The organism is Trinickia sp. Y13 (genome assembly GCF_029522115.1).
Classification (GTDB): Bacteria; Pseudomonadota; Gammaproteobacteria; order Burkholderiales; family Burkholderiaceae; genus Trinickia.
In genome coordinates this window covers 16,629-38,161 of sequence record NZ_JAKWFK010000017.1, presented here as the reverse complement: position 1 = coordinate 38,161, position 21,533 = coordinate 16,629, and the positions used below count along the sequence as shown (strand labels likewise).

The following is a 21,533-nucleotide window of genomic DNA, read 5'->3' as shown; positions in this document are numbered from 1 at the left end:
CCTGGCCGCTCGCGCAGGTAGAATGCGCGCCATGGAATCTTTCGATATCGCCGTCATCGGCGCAGGGGCGGCCGGGATGATGTGCGCGGCCGTGGCCGGGCAGCGCGGCGCGCGTGTGACGCTGATCGATCACGCGCCGCGTCTTGCGGAGAAGATCCGCATTTCAGGCGGCGGGCGCTGCAATTTCACGAACTTGCAGGCAGGCCCGTCCAACTATCTCTCGGCCAATCCGCACTTTTGCCGTTCAGCGCTCGCGCGCTACACGCCGCGCGATTTTCTTGCGCTGCTGAAGGCGCATCGCGTGACTTGGCACGAGAAGCACCGAGGTCAGCTTTTTTGCGACCATTCGAGCGAATCGATCATCGACCTGCTTGCGGCCGAGTGCGACACCGGCCGAGTGACCTGGCGACGTCCGGTGGCGGTGCATGCCGTCCGGCGCAGCGAGGCGGGTGCGTTTGCGCTCGAGACGAGCGGCGGCGAGATTGCGGCACGGGCCTTGGTGATCGCTACCGGGGGACTCTCGATCCCGAAGATCGGCGCGACCGATTTCGCCTATCGCCTCGCCAAGCAGTTCGGGCACAAGCTCGTCGACACCCGGCCGGCGCTCGTTCCGCTCACTTTCACTTCCGAGGATTGGGCGCCGTTCGCCGCGCTGGCAGGCGTATCGCTCGAGGTCGAGGTGGCGGCGGGCCCCAAGCGGGCGTCGGGCTCGTTCATCGAAGACTTGCTTTTCACGCACCGAGGGTTGTCCGGACCCGGCGTGCTGCAAATTTCCAGCTACTGGCACAGCGGGGAGCCGATCGTCATCGATCTGCTGCCTGGGCGCGATGTCGCTGCGGCGTTGCTCGAGGCAAAATCGAGCGCCACCAAACGCCAGATCGGCACGGTGCTGGGGCAATGGCTGCCGGCGCGGTTGGCGCACGCATGGCTCGATGCGCATGCGGTGTCCGCCGAAGCCCGCTTGGCCGATTTGTCCGACAAGACCTTGCGCCGCCTGGGCGAGGCGTTTTCTCGTTGGACATTGACGCCTTCGGGAACCGAGGGCTATCGCAAGGCCGAAGTCACCAAGGGCGGCGTCGATACGCGCGAGTTGTCGTCGACGACCATGATGAGCGCGCGCGTGCCGGGACTCTATTTCATCGGCGAGGCCGTGGACGTCACCGGCTGGCTTGGCGGTTACAACTTTCAATGGGCGTGGGCATCGGGCGTGGCGGCAGGCCAAGCCGCGACCGAATTCGTTCGCGGTACTTGACAACGCTCGTGTAAATGTGCCCGAGGTCTGCTATACTCCCGGACCTTTGGAAAATTTCGTTTTGGAAACATGACGATCATCCGCGTAAAAGAAAACGAGCCCTTTGAAGTTGCGATGCGCCGCTTCAAGCGCACGATCGAGAAGAACGGCCTTCTGACCGAGCTTCGTGCGCGCGAGTTCTTCGAAAAGCCCACGGCTGAACGCAAGCGCAAGAAGGCGGCGGCCGTAAAGCGCCATTTCAAGCGCCTGCGCAGCCAGATGCTGCCGAAGAAATTGTATTGATCGTCCCGCGTCCGCTGCGCTCGCGCTCGCGAATGCGAATGCGAATGCGCAAGACCCGCTTGAGGAAACATCCCAAGCGGGTTTTTGCGCTCAGTGCGCACCATTGCGTTATTGCCACCTCCCTTCCTCAGCCGGGTGAAAGATGAGTCTTAAAGATCGTATCAACGAGGACATGAAAACCGCGATGCGCGCACGCGAGACCGGGCGCCTCGCCACGATTCGTTTGCTGCTGGCGGCGATCAAGCAGCGGGAAGTCGACGAACGGACGGTGCTCGACGATGCCGCCATCACGGGCGTCATCGACAAGATGATCAAGCAGCGCAAGGATTCGATCAGCCAATTCGAAGCGGCCGGCCGCACCGATTTGGTCGAGCAGGAGAGTGCAGAGCTTGCCGTGCTCGCCGCGTATATGCCGGCCCAATTGTCGGAGGCCGAAATTGCCGAGCAGGTGCAGGCGGCCGTAGCTGCAACGGGGGCGGCCGGGCCGCAGGACATGGGCAAAGTGATGGGCGTGCTCAAGGGCAAGCTTGCCGGCCGGGCCGACATGACGGCCGTGTCCGCCCTCGTGAAGGCCGCACTTGCCAAGTAAGCGGGTGAGCGACACCGAACGCTGCGCTGGCGCGCGTTTCATCGCAACGCGAGCGGCGGCGCGCAGCATGAGTGCAGCGTTCGGGTTCGTCCCGCGTGAGTGCATGTGATTCCACACGCCTTTCTCCAGGATCTGCTGAACCGCGTCGATATCGTCGACGTGGTGGGCAAGTTCGTCCAGTTGAAGAAGGGCGGGGCGAATTTCATGGGCTTGTGCCCGTTTCATAACGAGAAAAGTCCCTCGTTCACCGTCAGCCCGACCAAGCAGTTCTATCACTGCTTCGGATGCGGTGCGCACGGAACGGCCATCGGCTTCTTGATGGAACACGCGGGGCTTTCGTTCCCCGAGGCCGTGGGCGAACTCGCGCAATCGGTCGGCCTGTCCGTACCGCAAGAGCCGTCGCCCGCTCGCGGCGGTTACGGCGGTTCCGCGGGCCAAGGCGGCGCGGGCGGCGCCGAGCGATTCGCGCCCGTGGACGGCAAAGCGGTTGCCGCGTTGTCGGACCTCATGCAAACGGCGAGCGACTACTACCGCAAGACACTGCGGGGTGCGCCGCAAGCCATTCAGTACTTGAAGAAGCGCGGGCTGACGGGCGAAGTCGCCGCGCGCTTCGGGCTCGGATTCGCGCCCGACGGCTGGCAGAACCTCGAAGCCGCCTTCGCCGATTACCGCAACGATGCGCTCGTCGAGGCGGGCCTCGTCATCGTCAGCGAGAAGCTCGACGCGCAAGGCCAGCCGCGGCGCTACGACCGGTTCCGCGAACGCATCATGTTCCCGATTCGCAACGTCAAGGGGCAGGTGATCGGGTTCGGCGGGCGCGTGCTCGACAGCGGCGAACCGAAGTATTTGAATTCGCCGGAAACGCCGCTATTTAGCAAGGGTAGCGAGCTGTACGGGCTGTTCGAGGCCCGGTTGGCGATTCGCGAGGCGCATTTCGTGTTGGTGGTGGAGGGGTATATGGACGTCGTCGCATTGGCGCAACTCGGGTTTCCGAATGCCGTTGCGACCCTCGGCACCGCTTGCACGCCGGTTCACGTGCAGAAGCTGCTGCGGCAGACCGACACGGTCATCTTCAGCTTCGACGGGGACGCCGCGGGCCGTCGCGCAGCGCGGCGCGCGCTCGACGCTTGCCTGCCGCATGCCGCCGACAACCGCACGATCCGCTTCTTGTTTTTGCCGCCGGAGCACGATCCCGATAGCTTCGTCCGTGAATTCGGCCGGGACGCTTTTTCGGAGCAGATCGAGCACGCGCTGCCGCTGTCGCAGTTCATGTTGAACGAAGTGCTGGCGGGCAAGGAACTCGATACGCCGGAAGGGCGCGCTCGCGCGCTGTTCGATGCCAAGCCGCTATTGCAGGCGCTGCCGGCCAATGCGCTGCGTGCCCAGATCATGCACATGTTTGCCGATCGCTTGGGCGTTCCGTTCGAGGAAGTGGCGGCCCTGTGCGAGGTCGATACGCGCATCGCCGTGGCCGCCCGGCCGGCGCCCGCGCGCAAGGACCGGCGGCGCGTCACGGGCATCGAGGAACGCGCGTTGCGCAATTTGGTGATGTATCCGCGCATCGTGTCGGTGTTGGACGAAGAGAGCGAGGAAAGCTTATTCAACCAAAGCCACCATGGCGAATTGTTCGCCGAAGCGGCTACGCACGCGCGCGCCTTGGGCGATGCGGCCGAATTTCGACATCTGTCGGATCTGCTTAGAAATGGGGCCAACGCGGCGACTTTCGAAGAAATCTTCCGCGAAATTCTGGTCTATGATGAAAACGTGCGTGATTTGCTCATGCACGATGTGGAAGACGCCGCCGCGGCCGAGCAACAGCAGGAGCGCGAGCGCATCGCCGCGGAGGAATTCCAGGCGGCAATCCTAAAGATTCGTTACGACGCGTGCTGCGAGCGGCTCGAGCGCTTGTCGCGCCAGTCCAAACTGACGCCCGAGGAAATCGATCAATTCGCGGACCTGAACCGGCAACGCGGCGAGATGAAACGGCAGCTCGGGCTTTGAAAGGGGGATTGGGCCGTGTGTGCTATAATAAAAGGTTTTCAGCGGTTCAGTTTGTCTTTTCGAAGCAATGGCGCTAGGGCAAAGGCGAGATAGCGATGGCAAAGACTACGGGCTCCAAGGCTGCGAGAGGCGCGACGGGGACGAGCAAGGGCAAGGCCCAGGGCTCGAGCCAGCGTGCGGTGCGGCCGGCGCGCGAGGAAGTCTCTGCAAGATCGGCGATCGTTTCTGTCCGTAAGACAACGGCTGCAAGTGCAGCGGAGCGGGCCGGCAAGAAGCCGGCGGGCTCGGGGGCTGTACGAACTTCGGCGGCAGCCGCCGACATGACCAAGGCGGCACGAGCGTCCGCCAAGCCGGAGACGAGAGCCGCCGCCGCAAGGCGATCCGGTTCGAAAAGCGCAGGGGGCGCGGCTGCCACGCCGGACGATTCGGCAGTGCGCGAAACCCAGGTATCCACGGTGCAACCGGCTGAAGTCCAGCAGCCGCGAGTCGAGACTATAGCCGGTACGGCGAACTCCATGACGAAAAAGCTGAACGAAGTATCCGTCGATGACGACGCAACCCAAGGCGAAGAGCAGCAAGCTGCTCCGGCCAAGGGCGAAAAGGCCAAGGCGCGCGATCGCCGCGCGAAGGAAAAGGCGCTGTTGAAGGACGCGTTTGCGTCGAGTCAGCCCGGCACGGCGGAGGAGCTCGAAGAGCGCCGCTCGAAGCTGCGCGCGCTGATCAAGCTCGGTAAAGAGCGCGGCTTTTTGACGTACGCGGAAATCAACGACCACCTGCCCGACAACTTCGCCGAGACCGAGGCGATCGAAGGCATCATCAGCACGTTCAACGACATGGGCGTGGCTGTCTACGAGCAGGCGCCCGATGCGGAAACGCTGCTGCTCAACGACAACGCTCCGGCCGCCTCGTCGGACGACGAAGTCGAAGAGGAAGCGGAAGTCGCGTTGTCGACGGTCGATTCCGAATTCGGCCGCACGACCGACCCGGTCCGTATGTACATGCGTGAGATGGGCACGGTCGAGCTGCTTACGCGCGAAGGCGAAATCGAGATCGCGAAGCGCATCGAGGACGGCCTCAAGCACATGGTGATGGCGATTTCGGCGTGTCCGACGACGATCGCGGACATCCTCGCGATGGCCGAGCGCGTTGCGAACGAGGAAACGCGTATCGACGAACTCGTCGATGGCCTCATCGATCCGAACGCCGAAGACGCGGACGGTTTCTCGCCGCAAGAAGCGGAAGCGATCGAGAACGAAGCCGAGGAAGAAGAGGAAGAGGAAGAAGAGGAAGAAGAGGACGACGACGGCACCGCGCAGGCCACGGCCAACGCGGCGCAACTCGAAGCCCTCAAGCGTGTCTCGCTCGAGAAATTCGCGTTGATCAGCGAATGGTTCGACAAGATGCGTCGTGCGTTCGAGAAGGAAGGCTACAAGTCGAAGTCGTACTTGAAGGCGCAAGAGACGATTCAGAACGAACTGATGTCGATTCGCTTCACGGCGCGCACGGTCGAGCGGCTGTGCGATACGTTGCGCGCGCAAGTGGACGAAGTGCGTCAAGTCGAGCGTCAGATTTTGCATATCGTCGTCGACAAGTGCGGCATGCCGCGCGCCGAATTCATCGCGCGTTTCCCGGGCAGCGAGACCGATCTCGAGTGGGCCGAGAAGATCGTGGCCGAGGGGCATCCGTACAGTGCGATTCTGTCGCGCAACATTCCTGCTATCCGCGAGCAGCAGCAGCGTTTGCTCGATTTGCAAGCGCGCGTGGTGTTGCCGCTGAAGGATTTGAAGGAAACGAACCGCCAGATGGCGGCGGGCGAATTGAAGGCGCGTCAGGCCAAGCGCGAGATGACCGAGGCCAACTTGCGTCTCGTGATTTCGATTGCGAAGAAGTACACGAACCGTGGTTTGCAATTCCTCGATTTGATTCAGGAAGGCAACATCGGGTTGATGAAGGCCGTGGACAAGTTCGAATACCGCCGCGGTTATAAGTTTTCGACGTACGCCACGTGGTGGATTCGCCAGGCCATTACGCGTTCGATTGCCGACCAGGCGCGCACGATCCGGATTCCGGTTCACATGATCGAGACGATCAACAAGATGAACCGTATTTCGCGGCAGATTCTGCAGGAGACGGGGCTGGAACCCGATCCGGCGACGCTCGCGGAAAAGATGGAAATGCCGGAGGACAAGATCCGCAAGATCATGAAGATCGCGAAGGAGCCGATCTCCATGGAAACGCCGATCGGCGACGACGACGATTCGCATCTGGGCGACTTCATCGAGGATACGAACACGGTGGCGCCGGCCGACGCCGCGTTGCATGCCAGCATGCGCGATGTCGTGAAGGATGTGCTCGATTCGTTGACGCCGCGCGAAGCGAAGGTGTTGCGGATGCGTTTCGGCATCGAAATGAGCACGGATCACACGCTCGAGGAAGTGGGCAAGCAGTTCGACGTGACGCGTGAACGGATCCGTCAGATCGAAGCCAAGGCGCTGCGCAAGCTGCGTCACCCGAGCCGGTCGGATAAGCTGAAGTCGTTCCTCGAAGGGAACTGATTTCGGAGTGGTCGATGAGGTCGGTTTGGCAAAAAGCCCGGTGCGCAAGCGCTGGGCTTTTTTGTGGGCGGCGGGTCACCGGCCGGGTGCTGGCGGTCAAATCTGGCATGTCGGCTTCCGTCGCGGGCGGCGTGGTGTGACCTTGTTCGTTGAACCGACAGTCGATTCGCGTCTATTTGGTTTTTCGGATTTGCACGCGGCTGCATTAGCCGATAGACTCGCAATCTTTCCGCGATGTAGTCGCCGTGCAGTCGAAATCGCGGGCATGCAGTTTCGCCACACGCAAGCGAAGCATTCAACAGTGTGCGATGGGCCGGACGCCGTGCTGGTTGCAGGCAGCGGACTCATAATCCGCCTCCGAAAGGACACCGTGGGTTCGACTCCCACCCGGCCCACCAATCGTTGTACCGTCAACGTCCAGGACGTTATGCCGTTAAGCATAAAGTGGCCACTTGGACAGGTTATGCTTGATTTCCCGATGGGACACGTTTTGCTTTATCGGGTAACGGTGCTAGGGTCAAAGGTTTTGCCCCGCGGAGCGGGGCGTAGATACGAAAAAGCCGGCGCGTAGGCCGGCTTTTTCATTGGTGGATGGGGGGCTGGTCGATTAGCTTACGCCGAGCGTCTCCTTGACCTCCTGTAGGACGTCGATGACACCTCGGATGCTGCCCAGGACCTCCTTCGGTACCCGGGCATCTAGCTCCCGTAGGTTGATTGCCTTGCCGTCGGCGAGGATATCCCTGCACGCGGCTTCGATGACGGTGCGAGCATTGTCGACGCTTCGTTGTTTTCGGCGCTGCATGTATTGCGTCCAGCGCTCGGCCAAAACGCGCGCTTCCTTGTTCGCGTGTTGATAGAGCAGTCGGGCGTCGACGTCGAGCCTGCGTGCGGCTTCGGACACGCTGATGATTGACGGTAGCTTGCTGAATGTCCGCAGTTCAGCACGAACGTTATCCCAGTCAATTGCGCGAGCCGCCGCACGTTTTGTTTCGTCCGGAAACAGCAGTGCCAGCTGGTGCATTTCCGCCGAACACGGAGCCCAGCCGATTAAATCGCCCATGAGCAACTGTGGCAGTGCCAATCCTGTCTGTGAGGCGATGCGCAGATGCGCCGGCAATGCAGGGGCCCCCGCCTGCTTCAGCCAATAGTGAACCGTTGTCTTGCTCAGGCCCACACGCCGAGCGAAGAGCGCCCCTTTCCCGTTGTCTAGCCTGGTGACGAGCGTTTGTATCGCGTCTAGCATTGCCTGCCGGGTTGGGGGCGTTTCGAGAGACCCTTGCGCCTTCAGCATCGCCCCGACCTGGGTTGCCTTCCAAAGCTCTTCTGGCGTAGCAGCAGGAGGCGGCTCTCCGTCTCCGAGAAAGGCGCCGCAGTGCGCGCACCAGCCGGGCACAACGTACGCGGACTTGTGTCGCGCGTCGGGGCGGCCGCAATCCGGGCAGATATGCACCAATTCGGCCTTGTGTCTTGCGCACACGGTCACCGCACCCACGTCCCATGCCAGGCGGAAATACGGCGTTTTGCCGCTTTCCTTATCTTCGGCAAAACACGCTGGACACCAGCGCGACCGCGTCGCCGCGAGGCTCGTCTGGGCGATAACGTTACGCCACGGCAACAGCGTGAGTCGGTCGAGCCGCTCGACGCTCGTCAGGGCAGAGAGCGCGGCCGACCAGTTGCTCGCCGCGTCTCCGATGCCGCCAATGTTTCCCACGTGCCATTCGTGTTTCTCGGAAAGCTCCCAGCCAACGGTCCCGGCGACTTGCCTGCAAAGCGCTGCGACGGACACGCTATGCGATACGGCCAGCCGGCAAAAGTAGCTGAGCAGGCTCTCGACCTCTGGCGTGGCGAGGCCGATGGGCGCCAGAGCGTGCAGCGTCGAGCGCGGATTCGAAATCGAATAGCTCATGCTGCGCTCCTTCTGCTGGTCGATGCCTGCCGCCGCTGGGTGGGCATGATGCGGGTGAGGCCGGGATTGATGGCCTCCTCGCCCTCGAGGATTTCGGTGAGAATCCGGTCGCGCTGCGCCTCCGTTAGCAACGCGCGCCGTAGCGCATCGGTTGACCAACGACCGTCGGCATCGGCCAGTCGAGCGGCTCGGACAAGCACGCTGCTCAGCGTGCCGATGCAACCCAGCGTGTTTTCATGAAGCGCCTCCGCGTAACGCGTCAACTCGCCGCCCCACAGCGCGGGCAGCATCTTTTCGAATGCCTGGATGCAGGCGATGAATGCGCGAACGTCTTCGGGGCGGTCCTGCCGATAACGTTCGAAATGGAGGACATGCGAGCGTCTGGCGAGCTGACCAGACAGCGACATAAGCCGGTAAAGGTCGTAGGAGCCGACCAACACCATCTGCGTGCCGCATTGATTCACCAGGGACTTCAGCGTATCGAGCTGAATCTCCAGCTTGGAACTGCCGCGCGTCTGGTGAATGATGTGGGCAGCTTCGTCGATGACGAGGAATTGGACTTTCCGCTCGCGCAGCGAGCGCTCGACGGCCGTCCGTAATGCCGCGAGACTGTTGCCACTGGCACCGCGCGGCCGCACCATGCGTCCCGATTGGGCGTCGATGCCATAGGCCGCTTTCGGCGAGTCGAGGTCGTCACCGAGTTGGGAGAGAATCTGGCGATAGAAAAGTCTCCACGAGAAATCGTTCTCGCCAGAGGCCGGTGCTTCGACGAAGAGGGCCGGAATCGTGCCGGCGTTCGCCTCCATGTCCGCGGCGGCGCGTTCGACCGCCGCCTCGACCATGTACTTGGCCAGCGTGGTCTTGCCCGCTCCCGTCGGACCACAAACGAGGAGGGTGCTGTCCTGGCTGCCGGGGTAAATCAGGGTCTCCAGTTCAGACATGACCTGTGCAATGCGCGGGTGTCTGATGCGCTTGCCGAGCAGAGCGCTGGCCGAATTTGGTACAGGCGAGAGCGGGGCGGAATGTTTTTGTTGCATGAATCACCTCAAAAAGTGTCAAGGTCAGGAATGTCGTCCCACGCCGCTGCCTCGGGCGGCGATTGGACCGGATTGTTTGTTGATGTCGTTGATGACCTTGTCTCTGCCGGCGATTCGGCAGCGCTGGATGTTTCCTCGATGAGGCTAAATCGATTTAGAGGAGCAACGGGGGCGATGCTCGCGAACTGCAAACTGTTATAAAGCGACTTGTTTTCCGCCTGGCGTTCGAGAGCAACAGCCATCGCGCCTTCTGGCGTGAAGGTGCGCATGAACTCCTTAAGGCGCTGCGCGTCCTGCTCGTCAGCGACCGATGTGCGGTAGCGTCGGTCGTATTCTTGGGTCAGTGCTTTCCTCTCGTTTTCGGTTAGCTGGCCAAGACCGCTCAAGCTCGGGCAGACCGCTTGAATCCATTGGTCCTTTATCCGTACATAGACGGACGATGCATCCCACGGGTCATACCTGACGGGAAGCCGTTGACCGGCGACTTGATAAGACCGGAATGCGGGGTGGTGATAGAGCCGCTCGTTCACCTTTACGCCGCGCTGCGGATGAATTTGTCGCAGTCCTTCCCGGTCAACCGGGGGGCATGTCGCAATCAGGAAGTCCCTGTTGAACTGGATATGCAGGTGCTCGCGCGAGCCGCTTTCACGAAGGCCACGCTGAAACGCCTCACGCGGCGATTCGCCGAGGACGGGATGCTGTTGCTGGTCATAGAAATCCGTAGCCCAGTGTTCAATGCCGTAATACATTGGTTCGAGCGTCCACTCGGCGAGGTTCTTGGGTAGATGCGAACCGGACACCATGCGGACTTGCTTTGTGGCCTTCGTGTTGCCCGCGAGACCGTGTATGTAATCGACGTTCAGCCGGCCGAACATTCGTTCGAGCACCGCACCGTGACGCGGGTTGCCGGACGGACGGAAACGCAGATGGCAACCCATTGCCTTGAGAAATGATTTGAATGCTGAAGACCGAAAGTCGCTGCCGTTATCGACGACCATAATTTCAGGCAGCCGATGAAAGCGACGTACCATGTCGCGGACCGCCATCATCACCGAGTGATATGAAGGCGGGTCATACGTTAGGAATATGCCCACGATGCGCCGGGTATACGCGTCCACGGCAAGCGATAGCCACGGCCTGCCGAGGTTCTTGCCCGTGCGGCTGGAAATCAGTTCGATGTCCAGTTCGGTGTGGTCGATATGCACATACTGGAACGGTCGGCTACCGTGAATCGGCGTGTGATAGTGCAGGGCGTCCACGAAGGCGTCTTTCTGGTATGCCAAGCGTTTGCCTTCGCGAACCCGGATGTCGTGGTTGGTCGTCTGCCCTTTGATGCGTGCAATCAAGGTTGGGTATGACGGCGCCGGCACATTTTCTTGTTCGCACATCACTAGCAGGTGCCGATGGCAGGTCTTGTAGTTGATGGCCCTGTTGTTTCGCCAGTGCTCGTCAATGACCCGGTCCATCATGTCAATCTGCTCTTCACTCAGCCGAGCCGCGTGGTTTCCGCGAGCACTGACGTGCGGTACCAAAGCCAGAATCTCATGGTCGCCATTCGCTCGAGCGACGGCCTGGCGAGCATTCCAGCGACGCAATGTCCTGGCGGAAACAGTCGCCACTGCCGATTCGGACTGGAGTAGCGTCTGGCGCCGAAGCGCTTCCGCGTATTCTTCTTCGGTATACCGGCTCAGACCGAGGTCGGCGGGCGGTGCTGCTTCGAGGACCCGGATGCGATTTTTGTCATGAGCCGCAAGGAGCCAGTCACGCTGAAGCTCCATGGTGGTTTGGTCCTGCCTATTGCAGACCATGCTTTTTTCGCCGACCAGCGTGATGGTCAGTTCCTGGCCTTCGAATTCGAACTGCGTGCCGACGGCGATATGAAGTGCGAAGCGTTCGTAGCCGGGCGGCGTTGCGCGATGTGACTCGGCATACAGGAACTCGCGAAGCGTTTTGTCCCGATAGATTCGGAAGCGTCGAGGATTGCGTAGGGACTCGTGGTCAAGGTCCGTCACAACGAGTTGGTCAGCGATGGCCTTGTTCACATGGTCGGCGCTGAACGCGTACGGCGGCTCGAGCAACTCATAAAAGAAAAGCGCGCCATGTTCCTTCGGGCCGGCATCGAGACGAGCGAGAACATCTTCGGGACACGGTTCTGCCGCCGGGAGGTAATAGTCGGCGAGGTGCTGCAGGTTTTCGATGCGGCGTCGTGGAATCGCGGTGTCGCTACGAATCCGGTACCGAATACCGCGTTCGGCGAGCTGCTCCTCGATTTGCGGCGAATACCAGTTCCCATCAGGATGTCGCTGGTAGCGATAGGGGTACTTTTCGGCCAGCCGGGTCAGTTTTGCCTCGGACTTCCATTCCTCGAGCGTGATGCCGTCCTTGGAAATGACGAGAAAGTCCGGCGTGTGATGTATCGCACGGATTTCACCTGTGGAGTCGTCGACCAGGGTGAGCTGCAACTTGCACGGCTGCGGATAAAACTCCAGCACATGTTCGTCGTATTCGAACCCGATAGCGGCGGCGAACTCGATGCCGTAGCTCTCCGTGGCGATTTCGCGCGCCATCTTCCTGCTTGCCACATAGGTAATGACATTGCCTCCCCGGGAGGCCACATCGCGCACGGGCGCGTGGATGCGCGCCTCCTGGACCAGCTTGCGGCCCGGGAGCGGCGTGCCCAGATGGTCGAACAGGTCGGTCAGTTGTGCCTTGTTCAGCATTACGTCCTCACAGAAATTGCTTACAAAGAACGTGTAGTGCTGCGCGCACCAGACCGGTCATAAACGACCGATTAAAGTGTGCGAGAATTCGCGCTTCCTCAAAAATCTGAGGCCAATTCAAGGCAAAGGGGCAACGATGGGCGAGCGGCCGCGCAAAAGGACTGCGTCTCAAACGGACGTGTACGGCTCGTGGGAGGAGACGGCGAAGGAGCTGATAGTGGAGAAGATGTACCGGCGGCGCCTGACCTATAAGGAGCTGGCGAGGCGGCTGGAGCAATACGGGATTGACGAGTCGCCGGACCAGATTAACCGGAAGGTCAACCGAAAGAGGTTCTCGGCGGCATTCCTGCTTGCCTGCCTGGCGGCGATGGACGTCAAGTCCATCCGCATCATGTAGGAGCCGAACGCTCGCGGGCCATCCGCTTGCAAGGCAACCACGTGGATTTACCCGCCCGAGCCACTTTGCCTGTTTCATGGCACCCTCACTCCGTACCCTCTCATAAAATGGGGGACGGAGCCACGGCCCAGAGGGCCATAGCACTTCAGGTGCGAATGCTCAGGTCGGCGTTGCGCCGATGCTTTCAAAGTAGCAAATTTGATGTCCACGTTCAAGACTCATCGACGAGCCATGTCCTCCGGACGCGTCGCCGTGACTGCGTGTCCAGCTACGAACGCCATACGAGCCCAACAAGGAAAGCCGACATGAAGCTGAAGAGAGATGCGCGCACGCTAAAACAGCACGGGCTGGCGTCGCTACGGCGGGGTCTTGAAATATTCAATGGTTACGATGACCGCGGTAGAACAGAAAGCGTCTTGCTGCATTTGCAGCACAGCAGCGAAATGCTGCTGAAAGCTTTGCTGGTTCAACGGTCTCAATCAGGTTTCGACAAGGAAAAGGGCACTTCCATCGGTTTGGAGAAGGCACTCAACGTGGCCACATCTAATGGCTACATTACAGGAGCGCAGGCAGGTGCCATTCGAGCAATCGACGCCATGCGCGATGCTGCTCAGCATTGGATGCTCGTCGTAATTGAGGACGTGCTGTATCTGAACTCGCGGACACTGATAACCGCTATTGACGAACTCCTTCAGGAGCATTTCGAAGATTCCCTGGCAGACCATCTTCCGCTTAGGGTGCTTCCAATCTCGACCCAACCCTTACAGGATTTCGAGCTTCTTATCGACCGAGAATACAGGCAAATCGCCGAGTTGCTCGCTCCGGGGAAGCGCGCCCGTGACGAGGCGCGAGGTCGAATCAGAGCTCTGCTGGCTATGGAAGGACATGTAACAGACACTGTCGCAGTTTCGGAGCGAGACATCAACCGAATCGAGAGAGCAATCCGAAGTGCGACGCCTGTTGCGGCTGTCTTTCCTCGGCTGATGACGTTGGCAAGCGACGTCGCGGGCGAAGGCCCGACCGTCAAGGTACGGTTCACGAGGAAACAAGGCGCTCCCGTACGCTTTGTATCCGGCGATGACCCCGAGGCGGCGGCGGCTATTCGCGAAGTCGACCTCCAGAAGAAGTACTATCTAAGTCCCCAGCAACTCGCGGAGAAGCTAAAACTCACCGCCCCGAAATGTAAGGCGCTACGGGACTACGTCGACGTGGATTCGGACCCGGCAAACATGATGGTTTTTGAGTTTGGTAGTCAACGACATCCGAGGTATTCCGATAATGCGGTGCGCACGCTGCAGGAGGCGAATACAGCGGAAAACGTCGAAAACGCTTGGCGTAATAGAAAGCGATAGCCGGCCTCGTTGGCAGGTTGACGGGCTCGCCGCTTTCATCTTTTCAGGTTTATCTGCTCATGGGCTCGCGCGATTGGAGGGTGACCGTTCGCGCAGTGCCTCATAAAGTTGCGCCGGCCCGAGCAGGATGTCCTTCAGACCGTCACGCACACGCTCCGAATCGAGTGCCTGCTTGCTCATTGTGGCGTGCGCATCGAAAGCGTCGATGATGGCGTGCAGCAGCGCTTCCTTCAGGTCGGGGGAGTTGGCGAACTGCTCTTTGCTGTTGCTCGCCGCTTGTTGCATGAGCAGCACGTTTTCCAGCAGCTTGCCCTTGAGCACCCCGTTCACGTAAACGAGTTGGTCGTCGTCAGTCAGTTCCCCATCGAAAAGTCCGTTGACCTTCTGGATAATTTCGTCGAGGAACGCCTTCTCCTTCTCCTGGACGGCACCGCTGCCGACGGCATCCATCGGCGGCAGCTTCGGCGTTTCACCGTGACCGAGATTGAGGGGCTGGCGCCCGGTGTGTCTCAGGCTATGGTGCGTCAGCATAACCTTGGACAGGTCAACCGAGTCACGTTCCCGACCGAATTCCAGGAGGGGAATGAGCCGCTTGTAGAACAGGAAGCGTTTCTCGATGTCGGTATTGCCGTAGTCAAAAATCTGCGACAGGAACGCGTAGAGGCGCACGAACGCCCCCATATCGTTCTTAAACAGCACCAGGGCGTCGAGGGTGTCCTTGGCCGTTTGGGCGGCTTTGTCGTCATGCTGCGCCTCAGCCGCAGCCTTGTCTGCCTGCATCGCTTTGTAGCGCTTGAGCAGGCGGTCGGCGACGGGTGCGATGGCGGCTTGCAACTGCGCCTGGGTGGCCTTCGGCTCGAGTTCAACCTTCGCCACGCGGTCGACCTCGAAGACGTCGTAGTAGCCGGCCGCGTCGAGCTTGGCACGCAGGTCATAGACATGGTGCGGGTCGGTTGTCGCCTCGAGTTGGGCGGTCTCGTAGTACGTCTTGAACGCCTTGAGGATTTCGGCCGCGTCGTTGACGAAGTCGAGGATGTATGTGGTGTCCTTTCCACGGTAGGCGCGATTCAGGCGCGACAGCGTCTGCACCGCCTGGATACCGCCGAGCATCTTGTCGACGTACATGCCGCATAGCAGCGGCTGGTCGAAGCCTGTCTGGAATTTATTGGCGACGAGTAGCAGGTGGTAGTCGGGTTCGGCGAAAGCATCGCGGATGTCGCGCCCCTTCAGGCCGGGATTCAGTTCGCGGCTGGTTTCGGTCACGGGCGCCGGATAGCTCTCGGGGTCATCGATTTCGCCGGAGAACGCCACCAGCACGCCGAGTGGATAATTCTGCTTCTCGATGTACGCCCGAATGGCTTTCTGCCAGCGAACAGCCTCCTTGCGGCTCGCTATGACGACCATCGCTTTTGCCTTGCCGTCGAGCAGTGGCTGGACATTCTCGCGGTAGTGTTCGACGACAATCCGCACCTTCTGCGCAATGTTGTACGGATGCAGCCGGACCCACTGCATGATGCCCTTCATCGCGGCACTGCGTTCAACCTGCTTCTCGTCGTATTCCTGTCCGTCATGGGCCAGCTTGAATGCGAGCTTGTAGGTCGTGTAGTTCTTGAGCACGTCGAGAATGAAGCCTTCCTCGATAGCCTGCCGCATCGAATAGACGTGAAACGGTTCTGGCAGGCCGTCCGGTCCGGGGCGGCCGAACAGCTCCAGCGTCTTCTGCTTCGGTGTTGCGGTGAACGCAACATAGGTCAGCCCCTTGACGCCGGTCCGGGCCTCCATCTGCGCTGCGAGCAGCGCCTCGGTGTCGATTTCGCCGCCATCCTGGAGGTCGGCCCATTCCTCGGCCGAGAGTAACTGCTTGAGCTTGGCGGCGGCCTCCCCGGTCTGCGAGCTGTGAGCCTCATCGGCGATGACCGCGAAGCGCTTGCCTTCGGTGGCTGCCAGTTCCTGGACCGCCTGCAGCGCGAACGGGAAGGTCTGGATGGTGCAGACTATGATTTTCTTGCCGTCTTTCAGCGCCTGGCCGAGCTGGGCGCTTTTGCTGCCGTGCTCGTTAGTGATGGTGGCCACCACACCGGTGGTACGCTCGAAGTCGAAGATGGCTTCCTGCAACTGGGCGTCGAGTACGGTGCGGTCCGACACCACGAGGACGCTGTCGAACATCTTGCGGTGGTCGGCGTCGTGCAGGTCGGCGAGGAAGTGCGCCGTCCACGCAATCGAATTGGTCTTGCCCGAGCCTGCGGAGTGCTGAATCAGATAACGCTGACCCGGCCCTTGAGCCAGCACGTCGGCGACGAGCCGGCGTGTCGCATCGAGTTGGTGATAGCGCGGGAAGATGACGCTCTTGAGCTGCTTCTTGTCATCGCGCTTTCCAATCAGGTAACGGTGCAGGATGTTGAGCCAGCTGTCGCGCGCCCACACCTCTTCCCACAGATAGGCAGTGGCGAAGCCGTCCGGATTGGGTGCGTTGCCTGCGGCCCCGGCATTGCCCCGGTTGCAGGGCAGGAAATAGGTGGCCGTGCCGGCCAGCCGGGTGGTCATCATGACCTCGGTCTGACTGATGGCGAAATGCACGAGCGCCCCGCCTGGGAAGCTGAGGAGAGGTTCGGCCTGTCCGCCCTTCGGCTGCGGGTTACGGTCGAAACGGTACTGGTCGACCGCATCCTGCACGCCCTGTGTGAAGTCCGATTTCAGCTCGGCGGTTGCGACCGCGATGCCGTTGACAAAGAGCACAAGGTCCAGCGCGTCCTGCGGATGGTTCAGCGAATGCCGCACCTGGCGCACCACGCGCAGGCGGTTGGCAGCATAGTGCTGCTGGATGACCGGGTTGATGGCCAGTGCCGGCTTGAACTGCACGAGCGAGAGCGGCTCTTTCAGGCCCAACATCTCGACGCCCCGTCGTAGCACATCGAGCGTGCCGCGCTCGGTCAAGGTCTTGCGCACCCGTTCAGCCAGACGCTCGTGAAGCGCGGGACCGTGAGTCTTGTTCAGGCGCTGCCAGGTGTCGGGCTGGGTAGCCTCAATCCAGGCCAGCAGGTCGGGCATGAAGAGCGCGTGGGTGCGGTCGTAGTGCGCGGCATCGCCTTCGGTGTAGAGCCATCCATTGGTCGCGAGGGACTGGCAGATTTCGGCTTCGAAGTGATGTTCCTGGTGCAGGTTGCTCATGGATGGCCCCGGTCCGTTCGATATTGTTCTTGGGTCAGTAGTGTGGGGTGCTGCCCGTTCAGCCTTCGGTGTAACTGCGTTCCAGCAGCGGTTTCGCGCGCTCGAGGTCGGCCTGCGTGCGCAGCGTTAATTCGATGTCGCCGGTGCCCCAGTGACCAACTTCACTGACGTCGCGGCTGAAGCCGTCCTCCAGTGTGACGGATGCGGGGTCGAGTTTCAGCGTAACCAGCAGCCGGTTCGGATAGGCAATGATGCAGGCGAAATTTTTCAGACGCCGGAAGGCCGTGTAGAGCTTCAGGCGCTTTTCCTGTACGTCGTCGCCCAGGGCGGTCAGATAGCTGGTCGTCTGCGCGTACAGGTCGCGTATCTCGGTGGACGCGAGGGCAAGCTGCTCATCCAGCGACTTGTCCTTGCCGCTCGGCTTCGGCTTATCCGGCTCGGCGGGCATATCGGCAGGTGCAGGCTTGACTGCGGTGGCATCCGGGACGCTCTGGGCGTTTACCAGCTCGAGCAACAGCAGGTCGTCACCGAACAGCTTGTAGCGAAGCAGCTCGATATTGCGCGGAATCTGCTGGACGGCATGTTCGTCGTAGCGCGTGAAATCGGCGGCAATGCACAGCAGGCGCGTGCCGGTCCACTCGATTTGCTCGGCAACGTCTTTGCCGAGCTTCTCCATCACCAGCCAGCGGAACTCGGCCTGATGGTCGAGCAGCCAGTCCAGATAGAACAGCCCCTGGTTGATGACGTTCTCGTTGCTGTGACGCTTGTACTCGATAATGACGGGGCAACCATTTTCGTCAAGTCCCAGCGAGTCAATGCGGCCTCTGTGGGTCTTGCCAGTCGCGTACTCGGTGGCGAGGAAGCGCACGCCGAGGAAGGTCGGCATGTTCGCTTCGATGAGGTTCTGCAAATGCTTCTCGAGTTTTGCGGCCTGGCTAGGAAGCTCGTTCGCGGTGCCGCTAGAGAGCCGAAAGAGCTGGATGTCGCTCATGCGGCCAACTCCTCAGGCACCGCAGCGCGTACGTCGATTTTGCCGGTAACGGCAGCGGCAATCAGGGCACTGCGGCGCTCCTTCAGCAGGTCGATGGCGCGTTCAGATTCGGCTTTGAGACTGTTGACCTTGGCGGTCTCCCTGTCAAGAAATTCGACAATCATCGACTGTTCAGTGAGTGGCGGAACCGGGAACTGCTCTGGCCCAATGTGCTTATTGTTGATTTGCGGGACCGTTGACACGTCCGCAAGCTCTTCCAATCTGCGAACTTTGAGAATATAGGCGACGAACTTAATGTCAGCCCTTTCTCCGATTTTCCACCCCATAAGATTGGGGTCAATCAACGCGTCGCACTCGACTATGTTCACTTTGTTCGTAAATATCGCCGCTCCCCGTTTTGGGAAAGTAATGAAATTTCGTCGCGGTGCGCACCGTGCTGCAGTGATTCCGTCAACATACCAATCCCAACTTTCGATACGAAAATCCTCCAATGACAGCGAACCTACTTTAATGAAAGGCAATTCTCCCGACTCGTGAACCTGATTTTCGGGGATAGGCTCCGAACCGAAAAGCTCTCCAATACGCGAGCCTTTGAGCACATCCCAATGTGCCGGCACCTCTCCGAGCCACACCACGCCGGAATCCTTCTTCGGCGCATCGGGGTTGAGGCCACGGGTGACAGCGTGCGAGATGGTCGCCTGGCGCTTTTCTGCGAGCAGGGTGAGGAGCTTTTCCTGCTCGGCAATTAGCGCGTCAATCTTGCCGGTCTCGCGGTCAAGGAAGGCGGCGATGCCCGATTGCTCATCCGGCGGGGGCAACGGTATTGCTACATTGTCGAGTGCATATTGCGAAAGTCCAACCCGCGTCAACCCGTTTGCTGCAACGGCAAAACAGGCCTTCAGGTAATGACTGTCGAAGAGGCGCTTAATGTAGAGCCCGTCGTGTCCATGCTTGGGGCGAACGATTGCAAGGTGGTAACCGCATACCACACCGGGCATATCGGTTGGTACATATGCCGAAATCGCGATGTCGTCGGCAGTCTCCGAATCCTTGGTGATTAAAGTGTCTCCGGCGCGAAGAGTAAATCTTGCGATTTGCTCCTCACTCGCGGTCGCAGGCATGAATTGAATCGATGGCGATATCTTTTCGTTATAGTAGACGTCGGTGTAGTTGCACAATACTACTGATGGTTCGTCGTCGTATGACTTCTTATCTACATTTGAAGGCATAACGGTGCATGCGTACTTCAGGCGTGTCACGTTCCAGTGTGAAGGCAGTTCACCTAGCCACTGCACGCCGCTATCTCTGTACTGCTGATATCTCGACAAGCTCATTCTGCCAACTCCTCAAGCATCTTCCTGATGTTGGCCGAGACCCCCTTCAGTTCCCCATCAATTTCGTGCAGGTCGCGCGGCGGCTCGAACACATAGAAGTGCCGATTGAACGGAATCTCGTAACCGACCTTGCTCTTCTCGTCGTCAATCCATGCGTCCGGCGCGTGTGGCAACACTTCCCGTGCGAAATAGGCACCGATGTCCTCGGAAAGCGGCACATTCTCGGTATCGCGCAACGCGCTGTCAGCTTGCGGCTTGCCTTTCTGCTTGCCCTTAACGCCGAGCACCACATTCCCGTGCTCATCGCGCAGCGGTCGCTCCACCGTAATCGTCGTGTAGCCGAAGTCCTCATTCCGGAAAACCCGCGAAATCGGCACGGACTTCACCTTCCCCCCGGCCGGCACATCGGGCCCATTGCCGCCCGCTGGGACGACCCACCGACCCACTTCAGTGCCGTCGGCATCAAACACCGTCGCGAGTTCGGCTTCGACGAAATCACCGAACAGACGCGTGACCGTGTCGATGTGGTCGTCGGACATTTCTCGGCGCTTGCTCCCCAGGCTCTTTCGCATCTTCTGCCAGAAGCTGGACGCATCAATCAACTGCACGAACCCCTCGCGCCTTTTGGGCTTCCTGTTCGACAGAATCCACACGTAGGTCGCAATGCCCGTGTTGTAGAACATGTCGGTGGGCAGGCCGACGATTGCCTCCACCAGGTCGTTCTCCAGCACGTAGCGTCGGATTTCCGATTCGCCTGAACCGGCGCCGCCAGTGAACAGCGGCGAACCATTCAGCACAATGCCGAAGCGGCTGCCACCATCCTGCGCCGGCCGCATCTTGCTGATAAGGTGCAGCAGGAACAGCATCGAGCCATCCGACACGCGTGGCAGGCCAGGGCCGAAGCGGCCGTCGAAACCTTTCTGCTCGTGCTCCGTGCGCACGGCTTTTTCGACCTTCTTCCATTCGACGCCGAACGGCGGATTGGAGAGCATGTAGTCGAACTTGCGCCCGCCATGACCGTCGTCCGACAGGGTGTTACCGGCGACGATGTTCGCGACGTCCTGGCCCTTGATGAGCATGTCCGCCTTGCAGATAGCGTACGACTCGTCGTTGAGTTCCTGGCCGAACATGGTCAGGCGGGCAGCCGGGTTGTGCTCCAGCAGATATTCGCCCGCAACTGACAGCATGCCACCCGTCCCCGCCGTCGGGTCGTAGATGGTCCGCACTACCGCGTTGCCGGGAGTGAGCACGTCATCGTCCTCGATGAACAGCAGGTTGACCATCAGGCGGATGACCTCGCGCGGCGTGAAGTGCTCTCCGGCCGTCTCGTTCGAGATTTCGGCGAACTTGCGAATCAGCTCCTCGAAAACCAGCCCCATCTGGGCGTTGTCGACGACGGAGGGATGCAGGTCGATGTTCGAGAATTTCTCGGTTACCAGATAAAGCAGGTTGGCCTTGGCCAGGCGCTCAATGTGGGTGTAGAAGTCGAAGCGCTCAAAGATGTCACGGGCCGCGGGCGAGAAGGCCTGGATGTAGGCGTACAGGTTTTGGCGGATATGGTCCTGGTCACCCAGCAGCTTGACCAGGTCGAGCGGGGACGTGTTGTAGAACGACTGGCCAGCCTTGCGGACGAGGAACGGGTCGGGGTTCAGGCCAGCTTTCGTTTTGGCATCAAACTCCACGAGCACCGCGGCCTTGGTGGATTCCAGAACGCAATCGAGACGGCGCAGGACAGTGAACGGCAGGATGACGCGACCGTACTCGGACTGTTTATAGTCGCCGCGCAGCAGGTCCGCGACCGACCAGATAAATGAGGATAACGCCTGATGATTCATCGTTGATGCCTATATGCGCGGATTTGAGTTGTGGAGTCAGTTATCCCGCGCCGGCTGGCGCGCACGGCTGACGTTGATAACGGCGCAAAATTGAGATGATTTTACCTCCGGGCA

General features: G+C 60.4%; 14 protein-coding genes and 1 tRNA gene. 8 read left to right on the top strand and 7 right to left on the bottom strand.

Going from position 1 to position 21,533, the window contains the following annotated elements; translation table 11 throughout:
• Positions 1 to 31: 31 nt before the first annotated feature.
• The 6 genes from MMB74_RS23490 (at position 32) to MMB74_RS23465 (ending at position 7,077) form a co-directional block, all read left to right on the top strand.
• A complete protein-coding gene (locus MMB74_RS23490) occupies positions 32 to 1,252 on the top strand; it encodes an NAD(P)/FAD-dependent oxidoreductase (RefSeq protein WP_277431062.1) in 1,221 nt (406 codons plus the stop codon).
• A 69-nt stretch (positions 1,253 to 1,321) separates the two neighbouring features.
• The gene (gene rpsU, locus MMB74_RS23485) at positions 1,322 to 1,534 is read left to right on the top strand and encodes a 30S ribosomal protein S21 (RefSeq protein ID WP_277431061.1); all 213 of its coding nucleotides are present in this window, start codon (positions 1,322 to 1,324) and stop codon (positions 1,532 to 1,534) included.
• Between the two features lie 142 nt (positions 1,535 to 1,676).
• Complete coding sequence (locus MMB74_RS23480; protein ID WP_277431060.1) at positions 1,677 to 2,123, top strand: GatB/YqeY domain-containing protein; 447 nt, start codon at positions 1,677 to 1,679, stop codon at positions 2,121 to 2,123.
• 105 nt (positions 2,124 to 2,228) lie between these two features.
• Positions 2,229 to 4,124, top strand: coding sequence for a DNA primase (gene dnaG, locus MMB74_RS23475; RefSeq protein ID WP_277431059.1), 1,896 nt, complete (start codon positions 2,229 to 2,231; stop codon positions 4,122 to 4,124).
• A 95-nt stretch (positions 4,125 to 4,219) separates the two neighbouring features.
• Positions 4,220 to 6,679, top strand: coding sequence for an RNA polymerase sigma factor RpoD (rpoD, locus tag MMB74_RS23470; RefSeq protein WP_277431058.1), 2,460 nt, complete (start codon positions 4,220 to 4,222; stop codon positions 6,677 to 6,679).
• Positions 6,680 to 6,989: 310 nt separating this feature from the next.
• Positions 6,990 to 7,077: transfer RNA gene (locus tag MMB74_RS23465), tRNA-Ile, on the top strand.
• Positions 7,078 to 7,286: 209 nt separating this feature from the next.
• Here MMB74_RS23465 and MMB74_RS23460 read toward each other — a convergent pair.
• Genes MMB74_RS23460 through MMB74_RS23450 form a run of 3 tightly spaced genes read right to left on the bottom strand, consistent with a single transcriptional unit; the run spans position 7,287 to position 12,342 of the window.
• On the bottom strand, positions 7,287 to 8,585 hold the full coding sequence (locus tag MMB74_RS23460) for a TniQ family protein (RefSeq protein ID WP_277431057.1): 1,299 nt from the start codon (positions 8,583 to 8,585) through the stop codon (positions 7,287 to 7,289).
• Entirely contained in the window at positions 8,582 to 9,622 is a 1,041-nt protein-coding gene (locus tag MMB74_RS23455) for an AAA family ATPase (protein ID WP_277431056.1), read from the bottom strand. Before MMB74_RS23455 ends, MMB74_RS23460 begins: the two co-directional genes overlap by 4 nt.
• 8 nt (positions 9,623 to 9,630) lie before the next feature.
• A complete protein-coding gene (locus MMB74_RS23450) occupies positions 9,631 to 12,342 on the bottom strand; it encodes a DDE-type integrase/transposase/recombinase (protein ID WP_277431055.1) in 2,712 nt (903 codons plus the stop codon).
• 136 nt (positions 12,343 to 12,478) lie between these two features.
• Here MMB74_RS23450 and MMB74_RS23445 point away from each other — a divergent pair, with 136 nt between their 5' ends.
• Together MMB74_RS23445 and MMB74_RS23440 are read left to right on the top strand one after the other, a co-directional pair.
• Positions 12,479 to 12,739, top strand: coding sequence for a DUF6471 domain-containing protein (locus MMB74_RS23445; protein ID WP_277431054.1), 261 nt, complete (start codon positions 12,479 to 12,481; stop codon positions 12,737 to 12,739).
• 305 nt (positions 12,740 to 13,044) lie between these two features.
• Positions 13,045 to 14,091, top strand: coding sequence for a hypothetical protein (locus tag MMB74_RS23440; protein ID WP_277431053.1), 1,047 nt, complete (start codon positions 13,045 to 13,047; stop codon positions 14,089 to 14,091).
• Between the two features lie 57 nt (positions 14,092 to 14,148).
• Here MMB74_RS23440 and MMB74_RS23435 read toward each other — a convergent pair whose 3' ends face one another.
• Genes MMB74_RS23435 through MMB74_RS23420 form a run of 4 tightly spaced genes read right to left on the bottom strand, consistent with a single transcriptional unit; the run spans position 14,149 to position 21,419 of the window.
• The gene (locus MMB74_RS23435) at positions 14,149 to 17,259 is read right to left on the bottom strand and encodes a DEAD/DEAH box helicase family protein (protein WP_277431052.1); all 3,111 of its coding nucleotides are present in this window, start codon (positions 17,257 to 17,259) and stop codon (positions 14,149 to 14,151) included.
• A 58-nt stretch (positions 17,260 to 17,317) separates the two neighbouring features.
• Positions 17,318 to 18,250 carry a DUF5655 domain-containing protein gene (locus MMB74_RS23430; protein WP_277431051.1) on the bottom strand — a complete coding sequence of 311 codons (933 nt, stop codon included), beginning with the start codon at positions 18,248 to 18,250 and terminating at the stop codon, positions 17,318 to 17,320.
• The gene (locus tag MMB74_RS23425; protein ID WP_277431050.1) at positions 18,247 to 19,584 is read right to left on the bottom strand and encodes a restriction endonuclease subunit S; all 1,338 of its coding nucleotides are present in this window, start codon (positions 19,582 to 19,584) and stop codon (positions 18,247 to 18,249) included. The genes MMB74_RS23430 and MMB74_RS23425 overlap by 4 nt, the downstream gene beginning before the upstream one ends.
• Positions 19,581 to 21,419: a class I SAM-dependent DNA methyltransferase gene (locus tag MMB74_RS23420; RefSeq protein WP_277431049.1), complete on the bottom strand. Its 1,839-nt coding sequence runs from the start codon at positions 21,417 to 21,419 to the stop codon at positions 19,581 to 19,583. Before MMB74_RS23420 ends, MMB74_RS23425 begins: the two co-directional genes overlap by 4 nt.
• Positions 21,420 to 21,533: the final 114 nt, after the last annotated feature.

Bases quoted from the DNA above. Each gene is read 5' to 3' on its own strand.
- MMB74_RS23445 (WP_277431054.1), top strand. From the start codon at position 12,479: ATGGGCGAGCGGCCGCGCAAAAGGACTGCGTCTCAAACGGACGTGTAC.
- MMB74_RS23440 (WP_277431053.1), top strand. From the start codon at position 13,045: ATGAAGCTGAAGAGAGATGCGCGCACGCTAAAACAGCACGGGCTGGCG.
- MMB74_RS23420 (WP_277431049.1), bottom strand. From the start codon at position 21,419: ATGAATCATCAGGCGTTATCCTCATTTATCTGGTCGGTCGCGGACCTG.
- MMB74_RS23490 (WP_277431062.1), top strand. From the start codon at position 32: ATGGAATCTTTCGATATCGCCGTCATCGGCGCAGGGGCGGCCGGGATG.
- MMB74_RS23425 (WP_277431050.1), bottom strand. From the start codon at position 19,584: ATGAGCTTGTCGAGATATCAGCAGTACAGAGATAGCGGCGTGCAGTGG.
- MMB74_RS23430 (WP_277431051.1), bottom strand. From the start codon at position 18,250: ATGAGCGACATCCAGCTCTTTCGGCTCTCTAGCGGCACCGCGAACGAG.
- rpoD (WP_277431058.1), top strand. From the start codon at position 4,220: ATGGCAAAGACTACGGGCTCCAAGGCTGCGAGAGGCGCGACGGGGACG.
- MMB74_RS23450 (WP_277431055.1), bottom strand. From the start codon at position 12,342: ATGCTGAACAAGGCACAACTGACCGACCTGTTCGACCATCTGGGCACG.
- MMB74_RS23460 (WP_277431057.1), bottom strand. From the start codon at position 8,585: ATGAGCTATTCGATTTCGAATCCGCGCTCGACGCTGCACGCTCTGGCG.
- MMB74_RS23480 (WP_277431060.1), top strand. From the start codon at position 1,677: ATGAGTCTTAAAGATCGTATCAACGAGGACATGAAAACCGCGATGCGC.
- MMB74_RS23455 (WP_277431056.1), bottom strand. From the start codon at position 9,622: ATGCAACAAAAACATTCCGCCCCGCTCTCGCCTGTACCAAATTCGGCC.
- rpsU (WP_277431061.1), top strand. From the start codon at position 1,322: ATGACGATCATCCGCGTAAAAGAAAACGAGCCCTTTGAAGTTGCGATG.
- MMB74_RS23435 (WP_277431052.1), bottom strand. From the start codon at position 17,259: ATGAGCAACCTGCACCAGGAACATCACTTCGAAGCCGAAATCTGCCAG.